Source organism: Salipiger sp. ABN3_019, assembly GCF_056158605.1.
Genome location: NZ_JBSWTP010000009.1, coordinates 900278 through 926935 on the forward strand (window position 1 = coordinate 900278; position 26658 = coordinate 926935).

Annotated in this window: 24 protein-coding genes; 13 read left to right on the forward strand and 11 right to left on the reverse strand. The window is 65.9% G+C overall.

All coding sequences use genetic code 11. The features are described 5' to 3' along the window. Positions 1-3: 3 nt before the first annotated feature. Positions 4-549 (reverse strand): HdeD family acid-resistance protein, encoded by a 546-nt coding sequence (locus tag ACXAD2_RS12490; protein ID WP_475170391.1) that lies wholly within the window; start codon positions 547-549, stop codon positions 4-6. A 154-nt stretch (positions 550-703) separates the two neighbouring features. Between ACXAD2_RS12490 and ACXAD2_RS12495 the strand changes: the two genes are divergently transcribed. Further along, a complete protein-coding gene (locus ACXAD2_RS12495) occupies positions 704-1162 on the forward strand; it encodes a hypothetical protein (RefSeq protein ID WP_475170394.1) in 459 nt (152 codons plus the stop codon). Positions 1163-1179: 17 nt separating this feature from the next. On the opposite strand, the gene ACXAD2_RS12500 is transcribed toward ACXAD2_RS12495, so the two are convergent. Next, positions 1180-1632 (reverse strand): GNAT family N-acetyltransferase, encoded by a 453-nt coding sequence (locus ACXAD2_RS12500; protein WP_224905741.1) that lies wholly within the window; start codon positions 1630-1632, stop codon positions 1180-1182. A 191-nt stretch (positions 1633-1823) separates the two neighbouring features. Here ACXAD2_RS12500 and ACXAD2_RS12505 point away from each other — a divergent pair, with 191 nt between their 5' ends. Further along, entirely contained in the window at positions 1824-5279 is a 3456-nt protein-coding gene (locus ACXAD2_RS12505; RefSeq protein WP_475170397.1) for a chromosome segregation SMC family protein, read from the forward strand. A gap of 131 nt (positions 5280-5410) precedes the next feature. Here the strand turns inward: ACXAD2_RS12505 and ACXAD2_RS12510 are convergent, their stop codons facing one another. Beyond that, complete coding sequence (locus tag ACXAD2_RS12510) at positions 5411-6883, reverse strand: ABC transporter substrate-binding protein (protein ID WP_475170400.1); 1473 nt, start codon at positions 6881-6883, stop codon at positions 5411-5413. Between the two features lie 188 nt (positions 6884-7071). Between ACXAD2_RS12510 and panB the strand changes: the two genes are divergently transcribed. Then, complete coding sequence (gene panB, locus ACXAD2_RS12515) at positions 7072-7905, forward strand: 3-methyl-2-oxobutanoate hydroxymethyltransferase (RefSeq protein ID WP_475170404.1); 834 nt, start codon at positions 7072-7074, stop codon at positions 7903-7905. Further along, positions 7902-8744 (forward strand): pantoate--beta-alanine ligase, encoded by an 843-nt coding sequence (gene panC / locus ACXAD2_RS12520; protein ID WP_475170406.1) that lies wholly within the window; start codon positions 7902-7904, stop codon positions 8742-8744. The genes panB and panC overlap by 4 nt, the downstream gene beginning before the upstream one ends. Before the next feature lie 138 nt (positions 8745-8882). On the opposite strand, the gene ACXAD2_RS12525 is transcribed toward panC, so the two are convergent. Both ACXAD2_RS12525 and ACXAD2_RS12530 read right to left on the reverse strand, forming a co-directional pair. After that, complete coding sequence (locus tag ACXAD2_RS12525) at positions 8883-10196, reverse strand: acetylornithine deacetylase/succinyl-diaminopimelate desuccinylase family protein (RefSeq protein WP_475170409.1); 1314 nt, start codon at positions 10194-10196, stop codon at positions 8883-8885. An 85-nt stretch (positions 10197-10281) separates the two neighbouring features. Then, complete coding sequence (locus ACXAD2_RS12530; RefSeq protein ID WP_475170412.1) at positions 10282-11229, reverse strand: DUF2125 domain-containing protein; 948 nt, start codon at positions 11227-11229, stop codon at positions 10282-10284. A gap of 68 nt (positions 11230-11297) precedes the next feature. Here ACXAD2_RS12530 and ACXAD2_RS12535 point away from each other — a divergent pair, with 68 nt between their 5' ends. From ACXAD2_RS12535 to ACXAD2_RS12545, 3 genes are read left to right on the forward strand one after another with little or no spacing between them, the layout of a single operon-like run. Then, on the forward strand, positions 11298-11840 hold the full coding sequence (locus ACXAD2_RS12535) for a gamma-glutamylcyclotransferase (protein WP_164180204.1): 543 nt from the start codon (positions 11298-11300) through the stop codon (positions 11838-11840). Positions 11841-11896: 56 nt separating this feature from the next. Beyond that, a complete protein-coding gene (locus tag ACXAD2_RS12540; protein WP_066103919.1) occupies positions 11897-13111 on the forward strand; it encodes a biopolymer transporter ExbB in 1215 nt (404 codons plus the stop codon). Between the two features lie 3 nt (positions 13112-13114). Further along, entirely contained in the window at positions 13115-15016 is a 1902-nt protein-coding gene (locus tag ACXAD2_RS12545; protein WP_475170416.1) for a peptidoglycan -binding protein, read from the forward strand. Between the two features lie 24 nt (positions 15017-15040). On the opposite strand, the gene ACXAD2_RS12550 is transcribed toward ACXAD2_RS12545, so the two are convergent. The 3 genes from ACXAD2_RS12550 to gloB all read right to left on the reverse strand — a co-directional run bounded on the left by ACXAD2_RS12550 (position 15041) and on the right by gloB (position 18646). Further along, positions 15041-15274, reverse strand: coding sequence for a lipocalin-like domain-containing protein (locus ACXAD2_RS12550; protein ID WP_475170419.1), 234 nt, complete (start codon positions 15272-15274; stop codon positions 15041-15043). A 130-nt stretch (positions 15275-15404) separates the two neighbouring features. Next, positions 15405-17732, reverse strand: coding sequence for an ATP-dependent Clp protease ATP-binding subunit ClpA (gene clpA / locus ACXAD2_RS12555; RefSeq protein ID WP_066103925.1), 2328 nt, complete (start codon positions 17730-17732; stop codon positions 15405-15407). Between the two features lie 152 nt (positions 17733-17884). Beyond that, the gene (gene gloB, locus ACXAD2_RS12560; RefSeq protein WP_475170424.1) at positions 17885-18646 is read right to left on the reverse strand and encodes a hydroxyacylglutathione hydrolase; all 762 of its coding nucleotides are present in this window, start codon (positions 18644-18646) and stop codon (positions 17885-17887) included. Positions 18647-18710: 64 nt separating this feature from the next. On the opposite strand from gloB, the gene ACXAD2_RS12565 reads away from it, so the two are divergent. From ACXAD2_RS12565 to ACXAD2_RS12590, 6 genes are all read left to right on the forward strand, one after another. Next, positions 18711-19460: a class I SAM-dependent methyltransferase gene (locus tag ACXAD2_RS12565; protein ID WP_475170427.1), complete on the forward strand. Its 750-nt coding sequence runs from the start codon at positions 18711-18713 to the stop codon at positions 19458-19460. A gap of 361 nt (positions 19461-19821) precedes the next feature. Continuing rightward, entirely contained in the window at positions 19822-20388 is a 567-nt protein-coding gene (locus ACXAD2_RS12570; protein ID WP_083191196.1) for a F0F1 ATP synthase subunit delta, read from the forward strand. Continuing rightward, positions 20389-21927 (forward strand): F0F1 ATP synthase subunit alpha, encoded by a 1539-nt coding sequence (gene atpA, locus ACXAD2_RS12575; protein ID WP_475170435.1) that lies wholly within the window; start codon positions 20389-20391, stop codon positions 21925-21927. A gap of 21 nt (positions 21928-21948) precedes the next feature. Further along, positions 21949-22827 carry a F0F1 ATP synthase subunit gamma gene (locus tag ACXAD2_RS12580; RefSeq protein WP_066103935.1) on the forward strand — a complete coding sequence of 293 codons (879 nt, stop codon included), beginning with the start codon at positions 21949-21951 and terminating at the stop codon, positions 22825-22827. Positions 22828-22843: 16 nt separating this feature from the next. After that, positions 22844-24268: a F0F1 ATP synthase subunit beta gene (gene atpD, locus ACXAD2_RS12585; protein ID WP_475170438.1), complete on the forward strand. Its 1425-nt coding sequence runs from the start codon at positions 22844-22846 to the stop codon at positions 24266-24268. A 43-nt stretch (positions 24269-24311) separates the two neighbouring features. Next, on the forward strand, positions 24312-24755 hold the full coding sequence (locus ACXAD2_RS12590) for a F0F1 ATP synthase subunit epsilon (RefSeq protein WP_066103939.1): 444 nt from the start codon (positions 24312-24314) through the stop codon (positions 24753-24755). A 94-nt stretch (positions 24756-24849) separates the two neighbouring features. On the opposite strand, the gene ACXAD2_RS12595 is transcribed toward ACXAD2_RS12590, so the two are convergent. The 3 genes from ACXAD2_RS12595 to ACXAD2_RS12605 form a co-directional block, all read right to left on the reverse strand. Next, complete coding sequence (locus ACXAD2_RS12595) at positions 24850-25062, reverse strand: DUF1127 domain-containing protein (protein ID WP_475170444.1); 213 nt, start codon at positions 25060-25062, stop codon at positions 24850-24852. 113 nt (positions 25063-25175) lie between these two features. Further along, a complete protein-coding gene (locus ACXAD2_RS12600; RefSeq protein WP_475170447.1) occupies positions 25176-25634 on the reverse strand; it encodes a GNAT family N-acetyltransferase in 459 nt (152 codons plus the stop codon). Beyond that, positions 25634-26644 carry a ribose-phosphate pyrophosphokinase gene (locus ACXAD2_RS12605; RefSeq protein WP_066103943.1) on the reverse strand — a complete coding sequence of 337 codons (1011 nt, stop codon included), beginning with the start codon at positions 26642-26644 and terminating at the stop codon, positions 25634-25636. Before ACXAD2_RS12605 ends, ACXAD2_RS12600 begins: the two co-directional genes overlap by 1 nt. Positions 26645-26658 lie beyond the last annotated feature (14 nt).

The window sequence follows — 26658 nt, forward strand, 5'->3', positions numbered from 1 at the left end:
GGGCTAGTGGTTGCGCATGTGCAGCGCGATCAGCGCCGCGCCGATGCCCGAACTGATCAGGTCGATCCCAAGAAAGACCCCGAGCAGCCCGGTCGCCGAGCCCGGCAGCGTGGCCATGATCAGCACGCCCAGCACCAGCGAGACCACGCCCGCGAAGACCAGCCAGCTCCATCCGGTGCGCTCGCGGACCGACAGGCCGATGGCGATCCGCATCACGCCGAGGGCGAGGAAGAACGCCGCGATCAGCCATGTGAGCGACACCAGCCCGCGCAGCGGGTTCGCCAGCAGGAACACGCCGAAAGCCAGCACCAGAAGGCCAAGCAACGCTTCGGCGAGGCGCGCGCCGAGGCTGGTTTCGTCGTTGAAAGCGATCCAAAGTTGCAGCGCTCCGGCGATGATGAAGGCGATGGCCGAGATCGTCAGCACGGTGAGCGAGGCCGCGAACGGGTGCACGAGTGCGCCGATCCCGCCGAGGATCAGGATCACTCCCAAAACCAGCATCCAGCCCCATTTCTTGCGCGGCGTCGGCGTGGACGGACCGTCTGTCATCGGCTGTCTCCGTGGTTCGGCGGCTGTCACAGCCAGTGGCATTGGTGTCGGATGACCCTGCGTCAGACGCAGTTTGGGCGCAGGCGCGGAACGAACGCAAGGCCACAGCGGAAATGTTAGCGAAGAATTAGCAAATTCTGACAAAGGATTGCGCATGAACTTGCCGATCCTCTTTGTAGCGCTGGCAGCTATGGCGCAGTGGTGTTGCGCGCGGTTGCGGCGGCCCAGTGCGCCGGTTTTGCGCCGTCTGCTGGCGCTGGCGGGCCTGCTGTCCTGCGGCGCCTGCGCGGCGCAGATGGGCGGGGCGGGCTATGCTGGCGCGGTGCCGATCGCGGCCGAGGTCGAGGGGATGCGCATTGTTTTGCGGCTGCGTGAAGATCGGGCCGAGGCGATCCGGGTCAGCCCGATGTGGCCGCCGAAATTTGCCGAGGTCGCACGCCTTGCGCAGATCGCTGTGGCTGGGGCCAGCGGCTGCGTGCCGGTCTGGGCGGTGGGCGATCCGTCGGTGATCGAGCTGGGCTTATCCTGCGGCGGTCGGTCCCCTCCGAAGAAGCCGAAAGGCCGCCACACCGCCTGCAATTTCCTTGGCGCAAGGGGGAGGACCTGTGAGTGAACTGCTGCAAGAGGCGGTCAGAGCGTCTTTTCGTAAAACAGGCTCGAGCTGTTCTCGACATAGCCGCCGAAAGGGCCGCGCCGCGCAAATCCGGTGCTCTCATAAAGCGCCAGAGCCGCTGGCAGCTTGTCTCCGGTCTCGAGCCGCAAGAGCGGAATGCCCTCCGCCTGCGCGGTGCGTTCGAGATGCTGCAGCAAGCGCCGCGCCAGCCCCAGCCCGCGCGCCTCGGGCGAGACGAACATGGATTTCACCTCGGCATAGCCCTCGGCCCGCGCGATGGCGGCGCAGCCCAGCAGCACGCCATTTTCTTCGGCCCCGAGAAAGGTGATTTCGGGGGCGCAGAGCGCGTCGATATCGAGGCAGTAGTTCTCTTCGGGCGGGAACAGCGCCCCCATCAGCGCGTGGCTCTCCAGCAGCAGCGCCTCGGCGCGCGGATCACGTGGAGACACGGGGGCGATGGTTATCGACATAGATGCTTTCCTCTGGCCATAGGGTCGGATATTGGCGGGGCCTCCGCCGGGGTCAACCCACAAATAAGGCGCAATCCACGCAATATCTTGTGGACAACTGGCAGAGGGCCGCCACATCCGGGGCAAAGCGTTTGACTTGGCCCGGTGCGAGACGGCAAATTCGGGGATAACTTCGGAATCGGGGCATCGCTTTGCAGTTCACACGTCTTCGACTGACGGGCTTCAAGAGCTTCGTCGATCCCACCGACCTCGTCATCTCCGAGGGGCTGACCGGAGTCGTTGGACCCAATGGCTGCGGCAAGTCCAACCTGCTGGAGGCGCTGCGCTGGGTGATGGGCGAGAACCGTGCCAAGGCGATGCGCGGCGCGGGCATGGAAGATGTGATCTTCGCCGGGGCGCATTCCCGCCCGGCCCGCAACTTCGCCGAGGTTTCGCTGTCGATCGACAATGGCGACCGTCTCGCCCCCGCCGGCTTCAACGAAGCCGACCAGCTTGAGATCGTGCGCCGGATCACCCGCGACGTCGGCTCGGCCTATAAGGTCAACGCGAAAGACGTGCGCGCCCGCGACGTGCAGATGCTGTTTGCCGACGCTTCGACCGGGGCGCATTCGCCCGCGCTGGTGCGGCAGGGGCAAATCTCGGAACTGATCAACGCCAAGCCGAAGAACCGCCGCCGTATCCTCGAAGAGGCGGCAGGCATCTCGGGGCTCTACCAGCGCCGCCACGAAGCGGAGCTGAAGCTCAACAACACCGAGGCCAACCTGCTGCGCGTCGATGACGTGATCGAGCAATTGGCGGCGCAACTGCAGCAGCTTGACCGGCAGGCGCGACAGGCGGCGCGCTACCGTGCCATTGGCACCGACCTGCGGCAGGCCGAGGGCGTGCTGCTCTATCGCCGCTGGATGGAGGCCGAAGAGGCCCGGCAATCCGCCGAGAGCGTGCTGCGCGCCCGGATTACCGCCGCGTCACAGGCCGAAAGCGCCGCCCGCGCCGCCGAACGCGCCCGCGCCGAGCGCGATGAGGCGCTGCCGCCCCTGCGCGAGGAAGAGGCCATCGCCGCGGCGATCCTGCAGCGTCTCATGGTGCAGCGCGACGCGCTTGCCGAACAGGAGGCGCGGGCGCAGGACACCATCGAAACGCTGACCCGCCGGATCGAGCAGATCGGCAAGGACATGGAGCGCGAGGGCGCGCTCAACCGCGACGCGGGCGAAACCATCGAGGGGCTCGAATGGGAGGCGCGCGAGCTTGCCAAGGCGGGCGAGGGCCATGACGCGCGCCTGACCGAAGCCTCCGAAGCGGCCTCCGAGGCGTCGGCGGTGCTGCAGGAGCGTGAGGCCGCGCTGACCCAGCAGACCGAGGATGTGGCCCGTCTCGCCGCCCGCCACCAGTCAGCGCAGCGCTATCTGGCGGATGTGCGCAAGACCCTCGCGCGCCACGATGCCGAAGCGGGCAAGGCACGCGATGCGGTGGCCGAGGCGCGCGGGCGTCTGGCGCAGGCCACCTCGGCGATGGAAGAGGCGCAGGAACGCTCCGAAGAGGCGCAGGCCATGGCTGCCCGCGCCGAGGACTTGCTGTTGCAGGCCGATGAGGCGCGTACCGATTGCCAGACCCGCGAGGCCGAGGCCCGCGCCGAACGCTCCGAGGCCGAGGGCGAGTTGAGCGCGCTCAGCGCCGAGGTTGCGGCGCTCTCGCGGCTCCTGGAGCGCGACACCGCCGAGGGCGGGCAGGTGCTCGACCGGTTGCAGGTGGAGCAGGGCTTTGAAAAGGCGCTTGGTGCTGCGCTTTCAGATGATCTGCGCGCGCCGGAAGTGGCCGACGATGGCCCCTCGGGCTGGTTCGAACTGCCGCGCTACGCCGACGAGCAGCCGCTGCCGCGGGGGGTCACCGCGCTGTCGCACCATGTCTCGGTGCCCGACGTGCTGATCCGCCGCATGAGCCAGATCGGCCTTGTGGACCCCGACGAGGGCAATGCGCTGCAGCATCTTCTGCAGCCGGGCCAGCGGCTGGTGAGCCGCGACGGCGATCTCTGGCGCTGGGATGGCTACCGGGCGTGGTCCGAGGATGCGCCCTCCGCCGCGGCGCTGCGGCTCGAACAGCTCAACCGGCTGGAGGGGCTGAAGCGCGAGATGGCCGAGACGGAGTCGCGGGTGGAGGGCATGCGCACCGCCCATGACGCGCTGGTCGCGCGGCTGGCAGAGCTGACCCGCGCCGACAAGGTGGCGCGCGAGACCCGGCGCGAGGCCGACCGCGAGGTCAACGAGGCGATGCGCGCCTTCAATCGCGCCGAAAGCGAGCGCAGCATGGCCGAGAGCCGGCTGGAGAGCGCGGCGCTGGCGGTCAGCCGCCATGATGACGAGGCCACGACGGCGCGCCAGCAGGTGGTCGAGGCCGAGCGCGGCCTTGCGGAACTGGGCGATCTGGAAAGCGCCCGCGCCGTGGCCGAGGACGTGCGGATGACCGTCGAGGCGGCCCGGATGACCATGATGACCCGGCGCTCGGCTCATGACGAGCTGCGCCGCGAGGGCGAGGCCCGCACCGCGCGCCAGCAGAGCGTCACCAAGGAGCTGTCGGGCTGGCGCCACCGGCTGGAGACCGCCGAGAAGCGCAGCGCCGAACTCGACGAGCGCCGCCGCGGCCACGAGCGCGAACTCATCGAGGCGCAGGCGGTGCCCGATGAGCTTGCGGCCAAGCGCGACGAACTGGCGCGCTCGATCGAAGAGGCCGAAGAGCGCCGCAGCGCCGCCTCGGACATGCTGGCCGCCGCCGAAAGCGCCATGCGCGCGGCGATTGCCGCCGAGCGCGATGCGGAACGCGCCGCTTCTGAGGCGCGCGAGGCGCGGGCCGGAGCGGAGGCGCGTGTGGACGCGGCGCGCGAGACCGTGACCGCGGCTGCCGAGCGCATCGAGGAAGAGCAGGAGACCACGCCCGAGAAATTGCTGGCGCGGCTTGACATCGCGCCCTCCGACATGCCCGGCTCGGAAGAGATCGAGGCCGATGTGAACCGTCTCAAGCGCCAGCGCGACGCGCTCGGCGCGGTCAACCTGCGGGCCGAGGAAGACGCCCGCGAGGTGCGCGGCGAGCATGACACGCTGGTGCAGGAGAAGACCGACCTCGAAGAGGCAGTGCGCACGCTGCGCTCGGGCATCTCGTCGCTGAACCGCGAGGGCCGCGAGCGGCTGCTGACCGCCTTCGAGCAGGTGAACAGCAATTTCTCGATGCTCTTCACCCATCTCTTCAACGGCGGCGAGGCCAACCTCGTGATGGTCGAAAGCGACGACCCGCTCGAGGCCGGGCTTGAGATCATGTGCCAGCCGCCGGGCAAGAAGCTCTCGACGCTCTCGCTGCTCTCGGGCGGCGAGCAGACGCTGACCGCGCTGGCGCTGATCTTCGCGGTGTTCCTCGCGAACCCGGCGCCGATCTGCGTGCTCGACGAGGTCGACGCGCCGCTCGACGACGCCAATGTCACGCGCTTCTGCGACCTGCTCGACGAGATGTGCCGGCGCACCAACACGCGGTTCCTGATCATCACCCACCACGCGGTGACCATGAGCCGGATGGACCGCCTCTTCGGTGTCACCATGCAGGAACAAGGCGTGAGCCAATTGGTGTCGGTGGATCTGAAGAAAGCCGAGCGCCTGGTCGCCTGAGCGCCCACTCTTTGGCGTGCCCCGGCCTGCCTCCGGCGGGGATATTTTCATCTAGACGAAGCGCAGGACGTTCCTCCTTCGTCTAGACTGAAATATCCCGGGGGTCCGGGGGCAGCGCCCCCGGCGTTGCGTCACTCGTCCCAGTAGACACCGGTCAGATCGGTCGCCTGCGTCGGCTGGTTCTGCCAGAGCCCGCGCAGATGCGCATCGGCGATGGTCGGGAAGGCCAGCTGGAACAGGAAGCCGTTGACGTGATCCTCGGCGATCATGCTCTGCGCCTGCTTCAGCAGCTCGGAGCGCGCCGCCGGATCGGTGGTGGCGGTGAGCTGCGCCATCAGATCCTGAAACGCCGGGTTGTCATATTGGAAGTAATAATCGGGCCGGGCGTAGATGTTGATGTCCATCGGCTCGGTATGGCTGACGATGGTCAGGCCGAAATCCTTGCCGCGGAACACTTCTTCGAGCCATTGCGCCCATTCGAGGTTGGTGATCTCGGTCTGGATGCCGATCTCGCGCAGCTGCGCGGCGATGATCTCGCCGCCGCGGCGCGCGTAGGAGGGCGGCGGCAGTTTCAGCGTGGTGGTGAACCCGTCGGGATAGCCCGCGTCCTCGAGCAGCGTTCGGGCCTTTTCGGGATCGTACCCCGACAGGTCCAGCAGATCGACGTAATCGGGATTATGCGGCGCGAAATGCGTGCCGATCGGCGTGCCGAGGCCGAACATGGCGCCGTCGATGATCGCCTGCCGGTCGATGGCATGGGCCACCGCCTCGCGTACCAGCGGATCGTCGAAGGGCTCGGCACCATTATTCATCGCGAGGATCGTCTGGCCCTCGGTCGAGCCCACCAACACCTGAAAGCGCGGGTCAGCCTCGAATTGCGCGAGGTTCTCGGGTGCCGGGTAGCCGGCGAAAGCGTCAATGTCCTGCGCCATCATCGCCGCGAAGGCCGCGCTCGGGTCCGAGATGAAGCGGAAAGTGGCGTGGCTCAGCGCCGGTGCCTCGCCCCAATAGCTCTCATAGCGCTTGAGCCCGATCCGGTCGCCCTGCACCCATGTGTCGAAGGCGAAGGGGCCGGTGCCCACCGGCGCGGTCTTGATGTCGCCGACGCTTTCGGGCGCGACGATCACCGCGTCGCCCCAGGCCATGTTGAACAGGAACGCTCCATCCGGCTCGGACAGGGTGACCTCGACGGTCCGCGGGTCGGTCACCGTCACCTCCGAAATGCCGGAGAACAGCGCCTTTTGCGCGTTCTGGCTGTCCTCGGCGCGGGCCCGGTCGAGGGTGAACTTCACATCCTCGGCGTCCATCGTGCTGCCATCATGGAAGGTGACGCCATCGTGCAGGTGGAAGGTGTAGCCGGTGCCGTCCTCCGAGATGTCCCAGCTTTCCGCAAGGCCCGGCTGGATGGAGCCATCTTCGCCGAATTTCGTCAGCCCCTCGAAGACGTTGGAATAGAGCACCGAGTCGATCGCCCCGGCGGCGGCCGATGTGGGATCGAGATGCGGCGGCTCCAGCTGCAGCGCGATGATCAGATCGTCCTGCTGCGCAAGCGCGGCGGTGCTGCCGAGCAACAGCGCGGCAAGAGAGAGGCTGAGGCGGGTCATCAAGGCGGGGTCCTTTCGCGGAACAGAAGGGCGGGCGTCGCCCCAGACTGAGCGCAATTGCCGTGTCAGTGCAAGGCGCTGCACCGCCGCGCCGGGGGGACCGTTCGGGATTGAGGCTGGATCGGTGCCGCGCGGCCTGCTAAGTGGCGCCAGCCCGTTCGCCAAGCTGCCGTGGAGAGGAGACAGCCATGAGCGCAACCGCGCGCAAGAGCGCCCCGCTGCCCGACGATATCCGTTCCCGCAAGGGCGGTGTGCCGCTGGTCAGCCTCACCGCCTATACCACCCCCATGGCGCAAGCCATGGACGCCCATTGCGACTTTGTGCTGGTGGGCGATTCCGTCGGCATGGTGCTGCACGGGCTGCCCTCGACGCTGGGAGTGACCCTCGAGATGATGATCCTGCATGGGCAGGCGGTGAAGCGCGGGCTGAGCAAGGCGATGATGGTCGTCGACATGCCCTTCGGCAGCTACGAGGAAGGCCCGAGCCAGGCGTTTCGCAATGCCGCGCGGATCATGGCCGAGACCGGCGCCGCGGCGGTGAAGCTCGAAGGCGGCGTGAGCATGGCCGAGACCATCCAGTTTCTTGTGCAGCGCGGCATCCCGGTGATGGCGCATGTGGGGCTGACGCCGCAGTCGATCAACACGCTGGGGGGCTATAAAGTGCAGGGCCGCGGCGCCGCCGCGGCGGCGCTGATCGACGATGCGCGCGCCGTGGCCGAGGCCGGAGCCTTTGCCGTCGTGCTGGAAAAGGTCCCTGCGGCGCTAGCCGACCGGGTGACCGCGGATGTGCCGATCCCGACCATCGGCATCGGCGCCTCGGCGGGCTGCGACGGGCAGATCCTCGTGGTCGACGACATGCTGGGTGCCTTCACCGCCTTCAAGCCCAAGTTCGTGAAACGCTACGCGGCGCTTGGCCATCAGGCGGAAGCGGCGATCGAGGAATATGCGGCAGAGGTGCGCGCGCGGGAGTTTCCCGGCGCCGAGCATGTCTTTGCCGAGGACGCACCGGAGAAGACGTCATGATCCCCATTCTGCGAACCAAGGCAGCGCTGCGCGAGGCGGTGCTGGGCTGGAAACGCGCTGGCGAAACCACAGGCGTGGTGCCCACCATGGGCGCGCTGCACGCCGGACATCTGAGCCTTGTCGAGGCGGCCAAGACGGACTGCGACCGGGTGATCGTGACGATTTTCGTCAATCCCAAGCAGTTCAATAGTGCCTCCGACCTCGAGAATTATCCGCGCACCGAAGTGGCGGATGCCGAAAAGCTCGCGCCTTTTGCCGTGGATGCGATCTATGCGCCGGGCTCCGAGCAGATCTACCCCGAGGGCTTTGCCACCACGGTCTCGGTCACCGGCCTGACCGAGGGGCTCTGCGGCGCGCATCGGCCGGGGCATTTCGACGGGGTAACGACGGTGGTCAGCAAGCTCTTTTTGCAGACGCTCGCCGACCGCGCCTATTTCGGCGAGAAGGACTACCAGCAGCTGCAGGTGGTGACCCGGATGGCCCGCGATCTCGATATCCCCTGCGAGGTGATCGGCTGCCCCACGGTGCGCGAGGAGGACGGCCTCGCGCTGTCCTCGCGCAACATGCTGCTGCCGCCCGAGACCCGCGCCGCGGCACCGGCGCTGAACCGGGTGATGCGTCAAATGGCGGAACGGCTGCTGGATGACGAGAGCCTTGGCCCGGTGCGCGCGCAGGCCGAGGCGGCGCTGCGGGAGGCCGGATTTTCGGAGGTGGAATATCTCGAGCTGCGCGCCGCCGACGGGCTGGCACCTTTGACCCGCCCCGACCGTCCGGCGCGGCTGCTGGCCGCCGCGTGGCTGGGCGGCGTGCGGCTGATCGACAATATCGCCGTTGGCTGAAGCCGGACCGGGGGCGCGGCCCCCGGACCCCCGGGATATTTCAGTCTAGACGAAGGGGGGATGTCCTGCGCTTCGTCTAGATGAAAATATCCCCGCCGGAGGCAGGCCGGAGCGCGCCGCGGGCGCAAGCCTGCGAGGTCAGGGCAGCAGCAACCGCTGCAGGCTGCGGCCCATGACGCGGGCGCTGTCGAGCATGTCGGTGACGCCGATCCACTCGTCGGGCTTATGCGCCAGTTCCAGCACGCCGGGACCGTAGGCGATGCAGTTTTTCAGCTTGCCGATGCGGTCGATGTGCTTCTGGTCGTAGCTGCCGGGGGAGGCGACATACGTGGGATCCTGTCCCAGCACTTCGCGGATCGCCTCGGCGACCGTGGTGACCACCGGGGCGGATTTGTCGGTCATCGAGGGGATGACCCGGTTGAGTTCCCGTATTTCGTAATCAAACTGCGGACGGCGGGATTTCAGGTCGTCCAGCAGCGCGATCACCTCATCCTGCACACCCTCGACCGTTTCCTCGATCAGAAACCGGCGGTCGATCACGATGCGGCAGCTGTCCGGGACGCAATGGGCCGGAAGCCCCTCGTGCTCTTCGGGCTGGCCGCCGTGGATCGAGTTGATGTTCATCGTCGAATTGCGCGCGCCCTCGGGGACCACGGGCATGTCGGTGGTGCGGGCGGCCATAGCCGGGAACAAAGTCTGCTCGAAGGCCTCCAGAACGGCGCCCATGTGGCGGATGGCGCAATCGCCGAGGAAGGGCATCGAGCCATGGGCGATCTCGCCCTTGGTTTCGATCTCGGCCCACCAGCCGCCCCGATGGCCAAGGCAGATGCGGTGTTTGTCGAGCGGCTCGGGGATGATCACATGCTGCACGCGGCTGGGGGCGAACCAGCCCTCCTTGGCCAGATGCGCGACGCCGCCGTAGCCGCCGGATTCCTCGTCCGCCGTGGCGCTGATCTCTACCGCGCCGGAAAAATCGGGATGGGCTTCGAGAAAGGCCTCCACCGCGATCACCGAGGCGGCGAGCCCGCCCTTCATGTCGCAGGTGCCGCGCCCGTAGATGCGATCGCCCTCGAGCGCGCCGCCAAAGGGATCGCGGGTCCAGCCGCTGCCCACCTCGACCACGTCGTGATGCGAGTTGAAATGCACGCACTCGCCGGGGCGCGTGCCCTCGCGGCGGGCGACGAGATTCCAGCGCGGGTTTTTCTCGCTGTCGCCGGGGGCGCCCTCGGCGCGCACCAACGTGCAGTCGAAGCCGCGCGCGGCAAGGCGGCGCTGCAGATACTCGCAGATGTCGCGGTAATACTGACCCGGCGGGTTCAGCGTGGGGATGCGCACGAGATCCTGCGTGAGGGCGATCAGATCGTCGCGCTTCTCGGCAATACGGTTTTCGAGGCCAGTTTCGGACCCGGGGGCGGAACGGGGGGCAGTATGGGGGGCGGTGGCGTCGGTCATGCCAGCACTCTTCCCCCGTTTCGCGCGCTACGCAAGCGTGGCGCGCGGGCAGGCAGGGCTCGGGCAGGGTTCGGGGAGAGGCGGCTCAGGGGAAGCGCAGCCGCGGGGCCTCGCCCAGCGGGATCGGGCCGAGACGGGCGCGGCCCTCGTCGAGGGTCAGCGGCAGGTCCAGCGTCTCGCGGTTGCCCGAAAGACCGGCGATCAGGCCAAGCCCGTCCTCGAGCATCTGTGCCATATTCTCGGGCAGCTGGCCGCTCTGCTGCGCCATGGCGATCATCTCGCGCCAGTTCACCGCCTTCACGGTAACCTCGCCATCCATCCGGCCCCGGTCGTCGATATCCACCTCGCCGGCCACTTTCAGCTGCAGGTCGTCCACCTTGTACTCGGCCAGCCGCAGATCGACGCGGGTGGGCTGTGGGTGCGGACCGGACTGCTGGCCGACGCGCAGCGGCAAATCGGTGTCGAACCCCGCATCCAGCCGGATGGCATCGGCCACGCGCCCGCCAGAGCCTGCGATGGCATCGGCGCCGACGGCGATGCGGTAGCTGGTCTCGGCCTCCTCGTCGCGGGTGAGCGCGGCGGTCAGACCGGCCAGCGCGGCGGTGGTGGCGCCGGTGAGGTTGAGCGTCTGGCTTTCGAAATTGGCGCGCACCACGGTGTCGCCCTCGTGGATGAAGCTGGCGCGCATCCCGTCCGAAGCGACCTGCGTCTCGCCCATCTCGGTGGTGACGGTCATCTGCGGCGGGAAGGCGAGGATCTCATGCCCGAAGTTGTAGACCAACCGGTAGATATCGACGAAGGGCGCCTCCCAGCGCAGCCCGTCCGGGCTTGCCAGCACCAGCCCGCTCAGCCGCGCGTCCATGCGGTTGGGAAAGCCCTTGATGGTCAGATCGTCATAGGTGGCGGTCCAGCCCTCGGCGCGGCGCGCCTCCATCCAGCTGTCGATCGCCTTGCGCTCGAAATGGGCGGACACGAACCAGAAGCCCGACCACGCCAGCGCGGCCACGATCACCGCAATTGCAAGTTTCTTCACCGCAACGCCCCCCTTTTCCGAAGCAACCGTTTGGTGTTTACAGCTGGCATGCGGAAAGGACCAGAATGATGGCGCTTTGGGTCTTCGGATACGGCTCACTTCTTTGGAACCCCGGCTTTCCCGTGGCGGAGAGCGCGCATGCCACGCTGCCGGGCTATCGCCGCTCGTTCTGCATGCGCTCGATCCACCACCGCGGCACCCCCGAGGCGCCGGGGCTGGTGCTGGCGCTGGATGCGGAGCACGAGGCCTCTTGCGAGGGGCTGGCGCTGCGCGCCCAGCCGGGCACCGAGGGGCCGACGCTGGCCTATCTGCGTGATCGTGAACTGGTCTCGGCGGCCTATTACGAGGCAACATTGCCGCTGGTGCTGCAGGACGGGCGCGAGGTGGAGGCGGTGACCTATATCATCGATCCCGACCACGTGCAGTACTGCGGCGGGCTGGACCTTGAAGAGCAGGCGCGGATCATCGCGCAGGCCATCGGCGGACGCGGGCCGAACACCGAATATCTCTACAACACCACGGCGCATCTGGAACATCTGGGCATTCCTGATGCCGAGTTGCACTGGTTGACGGAACGTGTTCGTGCGCTTGTGGATAACGGCTTGGCTTGATTGGGGCGAACCCTTAGGCTGAAAAGCGGAATTTTCGCTTTGATCAGGTGCCCGTAATGGACCGACGCGACCTCGAGGCAGAGGCCCATTTCAGCCAACCCGTCCGCCAGATCCTGCTGATGCTGGCGGTGCTCGGCCTCTGCGGCGCGGGGGCCTTTCTGGTGCTGCCGCGCGTGTTGCCGGTGTTCCAGTCGAACCCCTATCTCAACGGCTTCATCCTGTTCGTGTTCGTGCTGGGGGTTCTGGCCTGTTTCCTGCAGGTGGCGCAGCTGATCACTTCGGTGCGCTGGATCGAAGGGTTTGCCTCGGGCCGCGACGCGGGCGCCCGCCCGCCGCGCCTGCTGGCGCCGCTGGCGGCGCTGCTGCGGCGGCATGACAAGCGGCTGCAGATCACCACCACCTCGACGCGTTCGATCCTCGACTCCGTGGCCACGCGGATCGACGAGGCGCGCGAGATCACCCGCTACATCGTCTCGCTGCTGATCTTCCTTGGCCTGCTGGGCACTTTCTACGGGCTGGCCACGACGGTGCCCGCGCTGGTCGACACGATCCGCAGCCTTGTGCCGGAAGAGGGCGAGAGCGGGGTGCAGACCTTCTCGCGCCTGATGAGCGGGCTCGAGGGGCAGTTGGGCGGCATGGGCGTGGCTTTCGCCTCGTCGCTGCTGGGTCTTGCCGGCTCGCTGATCGTCGGGCTGCTGGAGCTTTTCGCCGGGCACGGGCAGAACCGTTTTTACCGCGAGCTTGAAGAATGGCTCAGCTCGATCACCAAGCTCAGCTTCTCCTCTGGCGAAGGCGAGGGCGGCGGTGACGAGGCGCTGATCGGCATGGTGCTCGACCAGATGAACGATCAGATGGGCCGGATGACCGCCCTCTATGCCGAGAGTGAGCAGGGCCGGATGGAGATCGAGGGGCGGCTCGGGCAACTGGCCGATTCCATCGAGCGGATGACCGAGCGGCTGGAAGCCACGGCGCCGTCCTCGAACTCTCTGGCCCGTATTGCCGAGGGGCAGGAAAAGCTGATCGAAGTGCTGGAAAGCCGCGAGAGCGCCGAGGGGCTGGATGCCGAAAGCCGCATGCGTCTGCGCTCGATCGACGTGCAGATGCTGCGGCTTCTCGAAGAGGTGGCGGCGGGCCGTCAGGAAAGCATGGCCGAACTGCGCACCGATCTGGCGACGCTGACCCGCGCCATTGGGCAGATCGCCCGCCCGCAAGCGCCGCAGGTGCGCGCCGTGCGTCCCGGCCCGGCCCGTTCCGGCGGGACCGAGGGCTGATCCATGGCTCTGTCGCGCCGCACCGGGGCCCGTCTTCAGGCCAACATCTGGCCCGGTTTCGTCGATGCGATGACCGGTCTTCTGCTGGTGCTGATGTTCGTGCTCACCATCTTCATGGTGATCCAGTTCGTGCTGCGCGAGACCATCACCGGGCAGGAGAGCGAGCTTGACAGTCTGACCGGCGAGATCGCCTCGCTGTCGCAGGCGCTTGGGCTGCAGGAGCGGCGCAATACCGCGCTAACCAACCAGCTTGGCGAGTTGGAATCCACCCTGACCGACACCGAGGCGCAACTGGCAGAGCAGCGCTCGATCATCGCCTCGCTGACCGCGCAGCGCGACGAGCAGCAGGGGCGGATCGCCTCTTTCGAAGAGCAGGTCGCCTCGCTGATTGCCGAGCGTGACGATGCGCGCGGCACCGTGGCGGATCTCTCGCAGGAGCGCGACAGCCTCAGTTCCGAGCGCGATGCGCTGGAGACCGCGCTGGCCTCGGCCCGCTCCGAGATGGACGCGCAGCAGGAGGCGGCACGGCTTGCCGCCGCCAAGCGCGAGGCGCTCGAGGCGCTGGTGGCCGATCTGCGCGCGCAGAACGCCGACAAGGAGCAGCAACTGGGCGGGCTGACCGCGCAGGTGAGCGAGCTGCAGGACGATCTTTCCGAAGAGGAACAGCAGCGTCTGGCCGAGGCAGAGGCCGCCGCCGCGCTGCGCAAGCGGCTCGAAGGCGCGCAGGCCGAACTGACCTCGATGACGCTGGCGCTGGAGCAAGAGCGCAAGCAGGCCGAGGACACGCTGACGCTTCTGGCCGCCGCGCGGCAGGGCCGCGAGGAACTGACCGCCCGGCTTGCGGCGGCGCTGGCGGCGGATGATTCCGACGCGCTGGAGGCGCGCGTTGCCTCGCTCGAAACGCAGCTGGCGCAGGCGCAGGACGCGGGCGATAGCGCCGCGGGCGAGATGGCCGCGCTGCGCAGCGATCTGGCCGCGGCACGCCGCGCGCGCGAGGCCGCCGAGGTGAAACTGGCCGAGGCGTTGGCCGCGCAGAGCGATGTGGAGCTTGATGCCAAACAAGTGCAGGAGCGGCTTGCCGCGGCGCTGGCCGCAAAGGCCACGGCGGAAGCCAAGCTCTCGGAGGGGCTGAGCGAGGACGAACGCCAGCAGGCGCTGCTGGCGCAGGCGCGCTCGGAGCTTCAGGACAGCGAGGCGCGGGCGAGTGCCGCGCAGAAACAGTCGGAACTGCTGAACCAACAGGTGGCCGCGCTGCGCACGCAACTGTCGCAACTGCAGGGGCTGCTCGACGAGAGCCGCGAGAAGGATGCCGAGGCGCAGGTGCAGATCCAGAACCTCGGGACCGACCTCAACGCCGCGCTGGCGCGGGTCGCCGCCGAAGAGCGCAAGCGCCGACAGCTTGAAGAGGCCGAGCGCAAGCGGCTCGAGGCGCAGGCGCAGGATCTGGAGCGCTACCGTTCGGAGTTCTTCGGGCGTCTGCGCGAGGTTGTGGGCGATCAGGAGGGCATCCGCATTGAGGGTGACCGTTTCGTCTTCTCGTCAGAGGTGCTGTTCCCGCCGGGCGGCGCGCAGCTTTCGGTTGCGGGCGAGCAGGAGATTGCCAAGGTCGCCGGGCTGATCCGCACCATCGCGCAGGAGATTCCGCCGGGGTTGAACTGGATCCTGCGGGTCGACGGGCACACGGATGACACGCCGCTGCGTCCCGGCGCGCCCTTTGCCGACAACTGGGAGTTGAGCCAGGCGCGGGCGCTGTCGGTGGTGCGCTACATGGTCGAGAACGAGGGCATTCCGCCGCAGCGGCTCTCGGCCAATGGCTTCGGGCAGTTCCAGCCGATCAACCCGGCGGACACCGCCGAGGCGCGCGCCCAGAACCGCCGGATCGAGTTGAAGCTGACCGAGAAGTAAGACGGCTGTCGCGGGAATCGCGGCTCAGTCCTTGATGAATTCCATGCGGTAGATGACCTCTTCGCCGGTGGCGGGGTCCGTGCCGGGCGCGCCGCTGATCACCAGCCGGTCGCCCGCGAGCGTGAAGGGCCGCTCGAGTGCCCCCTGCCATTTGGGGTTCAACGCGCCGTCGACCTCATGGATCACCCTGTCGCCTTCGAGGCGGTAGCTGGCGACATAGGCCAGCATGTCGTCAAAGAGCGCGGCCTTCTCTTCCACCGTCCACGGCCTGTCGCCGGGTGGCAGCCGGAACTGCGGGCAGGGGGCGGGCGCCGGGCACAAAAAATCCCCGCCGGGCGGACCGGCGGGGACATTTTTTGCGATACCGCGTTTGCGATGCCGTCTGGCGTCAGTCGGCGGTCAGAAGCGGCGGCTTGCGCGAGGAGAGGCGGAGCTTGTCCGGCCCTTCCGTCTTCAGCACCAGCTTGTCGTCCTTGACGGTGACCTTGACCAGACCGCCCTTGACCAGCTTGCCAAAGAGCAGTTCCTCGGCCAGCGGCTTCTTGATGTTTTCCTGGATCACGCGGCCCAGCGGACGTGCGCCCATCTTGTCGTCATAGCCCTTGTCGGCCAGCCATTCGGCCGCCGGCTTGGTGAGCTCGATCGACACGTTGCGATCCATGAGCTGCGCTTCGAGTTGCAGCACGAACTTCTCGACCACCGAGAGGATGACCTCTTTGGGCAGCGGCTGGAAGCTGATCACCGCGTCGAGACGGTTGCGGAATTCCGGCGTGAAGGTCCGCTCGATGGCGGCGGTGTCCTCGCCCTCGCGGCGGTCGCGACCGAAGCCGATGGCCGCCTTGGCCTGTTCCGCGGCACCCGCGTTCGAGGTCATGATGAGGATCACGTTGCGGAAATCCACCGTGCGCCCGTTGTGGTCGGTCAGCGAGCCGTGGTCCATCACCTGCAGCAGGATGTTGTAGACATCCGGGTGCGCCTTCTCGATCTCGTCGAGCAGAAGCACGCAGTGCGGGTGCTGATCCACGCCATCGGTGAGCTGGCCACCCTGATCGAAGCCGACATAGCCCGGAGGCGCACCGATCAGACGGCTGACCGCGTGTTTCTCCATGTATTCGGACATGTCGAAGCGCAGGAGTTCGACGCCCAGCGAGCTTGCAAGCTGCTTGGCCACCTCAGTTTTGCCGACGCCGGTCGGGCCAGCGAAGAGGTAGTTGCCAATGGGCTTCTCGGGTTCGCGCAGGCCGGCACGGGCAAGTTTGATCGCCGAAGACAGCGCCTCGATGGCATTGTCCTGACCGAAGACCACGCGCTTGAGCGTCGCTTCGAGGTCCTTGAGAACCTCTGCGTCGTTCTTCGAGACGTTCTTCGGGGGGATGCGGGCGATCTTGGCCACGACATCCTCGATCTCCTTGGCGCCGATGGTTTTGCGACGCTTGCTCTCGGCCACAAGGTGCTGCGCTGCGCCGGCTTCGTCGATCACGTCGATCGCCTTGTCGGGCAACTTGCGGTCATTGATGTAGCGGGCCGAAAGCTCGACCGCCGACTTGATCGCATCCTGCGTGTATTTCACCGAGTGGTGCTCTTCGAAGTAGGGCTTGAGGCCCTTGAGGATCTTCACCGCATCATCGACCGAAGGCTCGTTCACGTCGATCTTCTGGAACCGGCGGCTGAGCGCGCGGTCCTTTTCGAAGTGCTGGCGGAACTCTTTGTAGGTGGTCGAGCCCATGGTGCGAAGCTTGCCGCCCTGAAGCGCGGGCTTCAGCAGGTTGGAGGCATCCATGGCGCCGCCGGAGGTGGCCCCGGCACCGATCACCGTGTGGATCTCGTCGATGAAGAGAACCGCGTCGGGATGCTCTTCAAGCTCGGTCACCACGGCCTTGAGCCGCTCTTCGAAATCGCCGCGGTAGCGGGTGCCCGCCAGCAGCGCGCCCATGTCGAGCGAGTAGATCGTGGTGTTCGACAGCACCTCGGGGGTGTCGCCGTTGACGATCTTGCGCGCGAGACCCTCAGCGATGGCGGTCTTGCCCACGCCGGGATCGCCCACCAGCAGCGGGTTGTTCTTGCGGCGGCGGCAGAGCACCTGAATGCAGCGCTCGACCTCGGATTCGCGGCCGATCAGCGGATCGACATCGCCCTTGCGGGACTTGGCGTTGAGGTCGACGCAGTATTTCGCCAGCGCCGATTCCTTGTTGTCGGCGGCCTGCGTGGTTTCGGCCTTGGCCTCTTCCTCATTGTCCTGCGCGCCGCTCACCGGGCGGCTTTCGCCGTAGGCCGGGTTTTTCGCCACGCCGTGGGCGATGAAGTTGACCGCATCATAGCGCGTCATGTCCTGCTCTTGCAGGAAGTAGGCGGCATTGCTCTCGCGCTCGGCGAAGATGGCGACGAGCACGTTCGCCCCGGTCACCTCGGTACGGCCCGAGCTTTGGACGTGGATGGCGGCGCGCTGGATCACGCGCTGGAACGCGGCGGTCGGCACCGCCTCCGAGCCTTCGACGTCGGTCACGAGGTTGGAAAGGTCCTCGTCGATGAATTCCACCAGCGTGGTGCGCAGCTCCTCGGTGTCCACCGAGCAGGCTTTCATCACGCGGGCGGCGTCGGGTTCGTCGATCAGGGCCAGAAGAAGGTGCTCGAGCGTCGCAAATTCGTGGCTGCGGGAGTTCGCCAGCGCCAGGGCCGAGTGAATTGCCTGCTCAAGAGTGTTCGAGAATGAAGGCACGGCGTGCTCCTTCTTGTCTGCGTCGGGCACAGGCCCAACATTGCCTCTTACCGTTAAAGTTTGGTCGATACGGACCATCCTTCAAGTGTTTTCTAAGCTTGCGGCGCTCACATTTAACGCGTTTGTCGCAACGTGGCGTGAAATGTGGCGGCTTAGAAGCGGTCCTTCCGGGCTCGGATCTCGGCGAATACCGACACATCATCTGCCCCGGTCATCGCGAGTGTTTCGCGGATCGCGGGCAAATCCGGGCGTAGGAAAGGGTTGGTGGCCAGTTCCTCGGACAGCACGCAGGAGGCGGTTGGTCGCCCCTCTGTCCGGGCTTTGGCGATGGCGTCACTACGCAATTTAAGCGCAGCGTTCTGAGGTTCAATAGTAAGCGCGAAACGTGCGTTTCCGGAAGTGTATTCGTGACCCGAGTAAACGGTGGTCTCCGGCGGCAGGGCGATCAGGCGCTGCATCGAGGCCCACATCATCGCGGCATCCCCTTCAAACAGCCGTCCGCAGCCAAGCGCCATGAGGCTGTCTGCGGTGAACACCGCCTCGGCCTGCGGCATGTAAAAGGCCACATGGCCCAGCGTGTGGCCCGGCACGTCGATCACATGCACGCCGACGCCATCCACAGAGAACTCGTCGCCCCCACCCACGAGCTGATCCAGCCCGTCGATCTTTGCGGCTTCGGCGCGGGGGCCGATGACCGTGCAGCCGTAGCGCGCCTTCAGCGGTGCGATTCCCTCGACGTGGTCGTGATGGTGGTGGGTGATGAGAATCGTGCTCAGGCTCCAGCCGCGCGAGTTGAGTTCTGCTTCGATCGGACCCGCCTCGGGAGCGTCGATCAGGATGACACCCTCGGGACCGTTCACCAGATAGGCATAATTGTCCGAAAGGCAGGGGACGGTGACGACGTCGAGAGGCATGGCTTTTCCTTCAAGGCTTTGACAGACTGGCCCCCAAGAGTGACGCAAGGGACGACGACCCGCAATGCATCCAGATGTGCAGGCGCTCCGCGACTTCTATTATCGCAGTGCGCTGGGGCGCGCGGCGCGCGGTGCCCTGCGCGATCAGGTGCTGCAACTCTGGCCCGAGGCGCAGGGGCTGAATGTGGCGGGCTACGGTTTCGCCGTGCCGGTGCTGCGGCCCTATCTTGCGCAGGCGCGGCGCGTCACCGCTTTGATGCCCGCACCGCAGGGGGTGATGCGCTGGCCCGCCGGAATGCCCAATGTCTCGGTGCTCACCGAAGAGATGCTCTGGCCTGTGGAGACGGGCCATCTGGACCGGCTGGTGGTGATGCATGGGCTGGAAACCTGCACCAATGTGACCGCGCTTTTGGACGAGTGCTATCGCACGCTGGGGCCGGGCGGCGAGGTGCTGTTCATCGTGCCCAATCGCTCGGGGCTCTGGGCGCGATCCGAGACGACGCCCTTCGGGCAGGGCAGGCCCTATTCGCTAAGCCAGCTCGACGCGCAGCTTCGGGCGCATGACTTCCTCCGGGTGTCGCACGCCTCGGTGCTTTATCAGCCGCCCTCGACCCGCCGCTTCTGGATGAAGACCGCGCCGATCTGGGAGCGGATCGGCCGCACCGTTCCGGCGGTGATGGCGGGCGGCGTTCTGATGGTGCGCGCCTCAAAGCGCTACCCGCCGCAACGCACCGGGCTGAGCGAGAAAGTCCGCGTGCCCAATCCGCTCGGCGTGCTGAACCCCGCGCCCAGCAAAGAGCCCAAACCGGTCTGAACGGACGGAATCGCGCCGTTACGTCATGGCATCGGTATCAACTGTCGGATGTGCCCCTCGAGATACGTTTGCGCTAGCGTGACGTGGGATAAAATTCTCTGCGGGCGTGAGGCATTCCGTCACATGTTCACGAAAAAGCGAGACATTCCATAGTCATGTCCGCCGTATCCATGGGCAGACCCGGTGCGAAGCCGGAAAAGCTACGCTCCGCAGATGGTTAAATGGCCGTTAGCATGTTGCGAGGTGCCCATGCCTCTGCTAGATCGTCGCTGATTTCGACGCCTTGAGGGCATCAGGGCAGGGACAACGCCTCCGGTCGCCGGGACACCCCCGTGCGTCGCGGGGGCCTCATATCGGAAGGGTGGACGTGTCTGAACCAGCTTCGATCTCCAGTGGCATCGCGGCACGCTATGCCAAGGCGGTCTTTGAGATCGCCAAAGAGGAACAAGGGCTCGACAAGCTCGAGAACGGTATCGACGACCTGTCTGCCGCCCTCGAGGAAAGCGCCGACCTGAATGATCTGATCACTTCGCCGGTTTACACCCGCGAAGCACAGGGCAAGGCAATCACCGAGATCGCCAAGAAGATGGGCCTCGCGCCCGTGCTGACGAACACGCTGGGCCTGATGGCCTCCAAGCGCCGTCTCTTCGCGCTGCCGCAGCTCATCGCAACGCTGCGCGCAATGATCGCCGAAGAGAAGGGTGAGGTGACCGCTGAGGTGACCTCGGCCATCGAGCTGACCCCGGCTCAGGCCTCCGAGCTTGCTGCGACGCTGAAGTCGCAGATCGGTTCGGACGTGAAGATCAAATCGACCGTGGATGAAAGCCTCATCGGCGGTCTCGTTGTTAAGGTGGGCTCGAAGATGGTCGACACGTCGATCCGCTCGAAGCTCAACTCCCTCCAGAATGCAATGAAAGAGGTCGGATAAATGGGTATCCAAGCAGCCGAGATTTCTGCGATCCTAAAGGACCAGATCAAGAACTTCGGTCAGGAGGCCGAAGTCGCTGAAGTTGGCCGCGTGCTGTCCGTCGGTGACGGTATTGCACGTGTCCACGGTCTCGACAGCGTTAAAGCCGGCGAGATGGTCGAATTCCCGGGCGGCATCATGGGTATGGCGCTGAACCTGGAAAACGACAACGTCGGTGTGGTGATCTTCGGCTCCGACCGGGACATCAAAGAAGGCGACGTCGTCAAGCGCACCAACTCGATCGTGGACGTGCCCGCAGGCGAAGCCCTGCTTGGCCGCGTGGTCGATGGCCTTGGCAACCCGCTGGACGGCAAAGGCCCGATCGCGGCCTCCGAGCGTCGCGTCGCAGACGTGAAAGCACCGGGCATCATCCCGCGTAAGTCGGTTCACGAGCCGATGGCAACCGGCCTCAAGTCGGTCGACGCGATGATCCCGATCGGCCGTGGCCAGCGCGAGCTGATCATTGGCGACCGCCAGACCGGCAAGACCGCAATCGCGCTCGACGCAATCCTGAACCAGAAGTCGTACAACGACGCCGCGGGCGATGATGAGAGCAAGAAGCTTTACTGCATCTACGTCGCCGTCGGCCAGAAGCGCTCGACCGTTGCGCAGCTGGTGAAGCGTCTGGAAGCAACCGGCGCCATCGACTACTCGATCGTCGTCGCCGCAACCGCGTCCGACCCGGCACCGATGCAGTACCTCGCGCCCTACACCGCGACCGCGATGGCCGAGTACTTCCGTGACAACGGCAAGCACGCCCTCATCATCTATGATGACCTGTCCAAACAGGCCGTGGCTTACCGTCAGATGTCGCTGCTGCTGCGCCGTCCGCCGGGCCGTGAAGCATACCCGGGCGACGTGTTCTACCTGCACTCGCGCCTGCTCGAGCGTTCGGCGAAGCTGAACGAAGATCACGGCGCTGGCTCGCTGACCGCGCTGCCGATCATCGAAACCCAGGGCGGCGACGTGTCGGCCTTCATCCCGACCAACGTGATCTCGATCACCGACGGCCAGATCTTCCTGGAAACCGAACTGTTCTTCCAGGGCATCCGTCCGGCTGTGAACACCGGTCTGTCGGTGTCGCGTGTGGGTTCGTCCGCTCAGACCAAGGCGATGTCCTCGGTTGCCGGCCCGGTGAAACTGTCGCTCGCGCAGTACCGCGAGATGGCGGCCTTCGCCCAGTTCGGTTCGGACCTCGATGCCTCGACCCAGAAGCTGCTGAACCGTGGCGCGCGTCTGACCGAGCTGATGAAACAGCCGCAGTACTCGCCGCTGACCAACGCCGAGATCGTCTGCATCATCTTCGCAGGCACCAACGGCTACCTCGACAGCGTTCCGGTAAGCGAAGTCGGCAGGTTCGAAGCGGCTCTGCTCGCGTATCTGCGCGGCCAGCGTAAGGACATCCTCGACTGGATCGAAAGCGAAGATCCGAAGATCAAAGGTGAACCCGCGGACAAGCTGAAGGCAGTGCTCGACGACTTCGTTAAGACCTACGCCTGAGCGCCCTGAAAGGACAGGATTATGCCTAGCCTCAAGGACCTCAAGAACCGCATCTCCTCGGTCAAATCGACCCGGAAGATCACCAAGGCCATGCAAATGGTGGCCGCCGCAAAACTGCGGCGGGCACAGGATGCGGCCGAGATGTCGCGGCCTTACACCGAGCGCTTCAACGCGCTGCTCGGTGCTCTGGCGGCGTCGGTGGGCGGTAGCGCGACTGCGCCTAAACTTCTCTCGGGAACCGGGAAAGACGACGTGCAACTGCTCGTCGTCATGACCGCCGAGCGCGGGCTTTGCGGGGGCTTCAACAGCTCCATCGTGAAAAAGGCCCGCAACCGTATCGAAACGCTCAAAGCCGAAGGCAAGACGGTGAAGATCCTCACCGTCGGCAAGAAAGGCCGCGAGCAGCTCAAGCGTGATTACGGCGATCTGTTCGTCGGTCACGTCGACCTGAGCGATGTGAAGAAACTCGGCTATGCCGATGCTCAGAAGATCGCGAAGGATGTTCTCGTGCGTTTCGACGCCGAGGAGTTTGACGTGGCGACCATCTATTACGCCAAGTTCCAGTCGGTGATCAGCCAGGTCCCGACGGAGCAGCAGATCATCCCGGCGCAGTTCGACGCGCCCGAGGAGGATGCTGGCGGGTCCACGCTCTACGAATACGAACCCGGTGAGGAAGCCATCCTTGCCGACCTTCTGCCCCGCGGTGTCGCCACCCAGATCTTCTCGGCTCTGCTGGAGAACGCCGCCTCGGAACAGGGGGCTCGTATGAGCGCCATGGACAACGCCACGCGCAACGCGGGCGAGATGATCGACAAACTGACGATTGAGTACAACCGCTCGCGTCAGGCGGTCATCACCAACGAACTGATCGAAATCATCTCGGGCGCCGAGGCGCTCTAAGAACCGGAGACGATAAATGGCAAACGCAAAAGGCAAAGTGACCCAGGTCATCGGCGCCGTGGTCGACGTGAAGTTCGACGACCACCTGCCCGAGATCCTGAACGCGCTGACCACCGAAAACGACGGCAAGACACTGGTTCTGGAAGTTGCCCAGCACCTTGGCGAAAGCACCGTCCGCACCATCGCAATGGACTCGACCGAAGGCCTCGTGCGCGGTCAGGAAGTTCTCGACACCGCTGGCCCGATCTCGGTGCCGGTCGGCAACGCGACCCTCGGCCGCATCCTGAACGTCGTGGGCGAGCCCGTCGACGAGCAGGGCCCGGTCAACGCCGAAGAAACCCGCTCGATCCACCAGCCCGCACCGCAGTTCGACGAGCAGTCGACCGAGTCGGAAATCCTGGTGACCGGCATCAAGGTCATCGACCTGCTGGCCCCCTACTCGAAGGGCGGCAAGATCGGCCTGTTCGGCGGCGCCGGCGTGGGCAAGACCGTTCTCATCATGGAACTGATCAACAACATCGCAAAGGTGCACTCGGGCTTCTCCGTGTTCGCCGGTGTTGGTGAGCGGACCCGTGAAGGCAACGACCTTTACCACGAGATGATCGAATCGAACGTGATCAAGCCCGACAACCTGTCCGAGTCGCAGGTGGCGCTGGTCTACGGTCAGATGAACGAACCGCCGGGAGCCCGTGCTCGCGTCGCCCTGACCGGCCTGACCCTGGCCGAGCAGTTCCGTGACCAGTCCGGCACCGACGTTCTGTTCTTCGTCGACAACATCTTCCGCTTCACGCAGGCAGGCTCCGAGGTGTCCGCACTTCTCGGCCGTATCCCCTCCGCTGTGGGCTACCAGCCGACGCTGGCAACCGACATGGGCGCGATGCAGGAACGCATCACCTCGACGAAGAACGGCTCGATCACCTCGATCCAGGCCGTCTACGTTCCCGCGGACGACCTTACCGACCCGGCACCGGCCACGACCTTCGCGCACCTCGACGCGACGACGGTTCTCAACCGTGCCATCTCGGAACTGGGCATCTACCCGGCGGTCGACCCGCTCGACAGCTCGTCGCGTCTGATGGACCCGGCCGTTGTTGGTCAGGAACACTATGACACCGCCTTCGCCGTGCAGGGTATCCTCCAGCGCTACAAGTCGCTGCAGGACATCATCGCGATCCTCGGCATGGACGAACTGTCGGAAGAGGACAAGCTGACCGTGGCTCGCGCCCGGAAGATCCAGCGTTTCCTCTCGCAGCCGTTCGACGTGGCAAAAGTGTTCACCGGCTCGGACGGTGTGCAGGTTCCGCTCGAAGACACCATCAAGTCGTTCAAGGCTGTGGTGGCTGGCGAGTACGACCACCTGCCGGAAGCTGCCTTCTACATGGTTGGCGGCATCGACGAGGTGCTCGAGAAGGCCGAGAAACTGGCCGCCGAGGCTGCCTAAGACCAGCGGGGGGCTTCGTGCCCCCCAGTAACCGGAGGCCCAAATGGCTGAAACGATGCAATTCGACCTGGTGAGCCCCGAGCGCAAGCTGCTGTCGGCCGCCGTGAAGTCGGTGCAGATTCCGGGCACCGAGGGTGATCTGACGGCCATGCCCAACCATGCGCCGATGATCACCACGCTGCGTCCGGGCATTCTCAAGGTCGAGACCGAGACCGGCACGGAAGAGTTCGTCGTGACCGGCGGCTTCGCCGAGATCGGCACCTCGGTCAGCGTGCTCGCCGAAAAGGCCGTGCCGCATGGCGACATGGATCAGGCAACCTATGAGGCGCTCGTGGAAGACGCTCTGATGGCCTACAAGGCCGCGAAGGAAGCTGCTCCCGAGAACGAGCCGGGCCCCGTGGACGAAGCGGCCAAGCTGCTTCAGGACATGGTGGCGGTTGGCGGTCACATCGGGCTCGACCCGAAATCGCCGAACCTCAACTACTGAGGTCGTCTCGCTTGAAATTGCAAAGGCCCCGCAACTGCGGGGCCTTTTTGCGTTCAGGTGAACAGGCGGGATCGCCTGTCGATTTCGTACCCGCTCAGCGCCCGTAGGCGGCTTGCCATGCGATGTCGCGGATGTTGGCGCGGCTGATGCCGATGTCGGTCAGTTCGCGGTCGCTGTATTGCTCAAGCTCGCCATAGACGCGGTGGTATTCGGTGCGGCGGCTGCGGGCGCTGCGCAGGCGTGCCATCATACCGGCAAAGCCCGGCTGGCGGGTGGCGGGGATCGAGTGAATGTCGGTGGTTGCCATCTTGGTCTCCATGTTTGCTTCGCCCGAGAAATCGGCATGGAGAGGCGGTCTCACAAGATACGCAAAGGGAAGTGCCGCCTTGCAAGCCGCGCATGGCACCGGCAAGGCCTTGGTCAGACCGGCTTTTCGAAATAGACCCGGTCGAACCCCTTCTCGGTGATCCGTCCGGTTTCCTGATAGCCGAGCCGGGGATAGAGCACGAGGTTCTCGCGCATCAGGACATGGGTATAGAGGCGGATCACCGCATGACCGCGCGCCTGTGCCTCGGATTCGGCGAATGCCATCAGCGCGCGCCCGACGCCGCGGCCCTGCGCGGACGGGGAGACGGCGATATTGTCCAGAAGCAGTGCATCGGCCTGATCCAGCAGCACCAGCAGCGCCGCGACTTGACCGTCGAGATCGGCCACATGCACATGGCCCGCCGTGATCAGCGCGGCGTAATCGTCGAGCATGGGGCCGGGCTTTTGGCCCATGCGCGGAATGTAGGGGGAATAGGCGGTCTCGACGATCTCTTCGATCGCACCAAGATCCGCGGGGTGCGCCCGCCGGATAAGCGGCGGGCGCGAGGTCATCACAGGATGCCTTCGTAGATCGGGCCAAGCACGTCGGTCTCGAACAGCGACGACACCGAGGTGCCGTTCCAGATGTTCAGGATCGCCTGTGCGAAGATCGGCGCGGTCGGCAGGATGCGGATGTTCGGCGCGGCGGCAACCGGATCGGTCGCTGCGATCGAGTCGGTGATCACCAGCGACTTCATCACCGATTTGGTGACGCGCTCGACCGCCGGACCCGACAGCACGCCGTGGGTGATATAGGCGTGCACCTCGGTGGCGCCGTGGTCCATCAGCACCTCGGCGGCTTTGCACAGCGTGCCGGCGGTGTCGCAGATGTCGTCGACGATGATGCACTTCTTGCCGGTGACGTCACCGATCACGGTCATCTCGGCGATCTCGCCCGGCTTCTCGCGGCGCTTGTCGACGATGGCGAGCGGCGCGTTGATCCGCTTGGCCAGTTCGCGGGCACGGGCCACGCCGCCCACGTCCGGCGAAATCACCATGACGTCCTGCAGCGAGTCCTTGAACTGGTGCTGGATGTCGAGGGCGAAGATCGGCGAGGCGTAGAGGTTGTCGACGGGGATGTCGAAGAAGCCCTGAATCTGCGCCGCGTGCAGGTCCATGGTCAGCACGCGCTCGATGCCCGCTTCGTGGATCATGTTCGACACCAGTTTGGCGGTGATCGGGGTGCGCGCCTTGGTGCGGCGGTCCTGACGGGCGTAGCCGAAGTAGGGGATCACGGCGGTGATGCGCGCAGCCGAGGAGCGGCGCAGCGCGTCGGCCATGATCAGCAGTTCCATCAGGTTATCGTTCGCCGGGTTCGAGGTCGGCTGGAGGATGTACATATCCTCGCCGCGGACGTTCTCGTAGACCTCGACAAAGATCTCTTGGTCGTTGAACCGCTCGACGCGCGCATCCACAAGACCGACCGCACCACCGCGGTAGAGGGACATGCGCCGCGCGATGGCATTCGCGAGCGGCTTGTTGGCATTACCCGCAATGAGCTTGGGTTCGATGACGGTGGGCATTTGGGAGGCTCCGG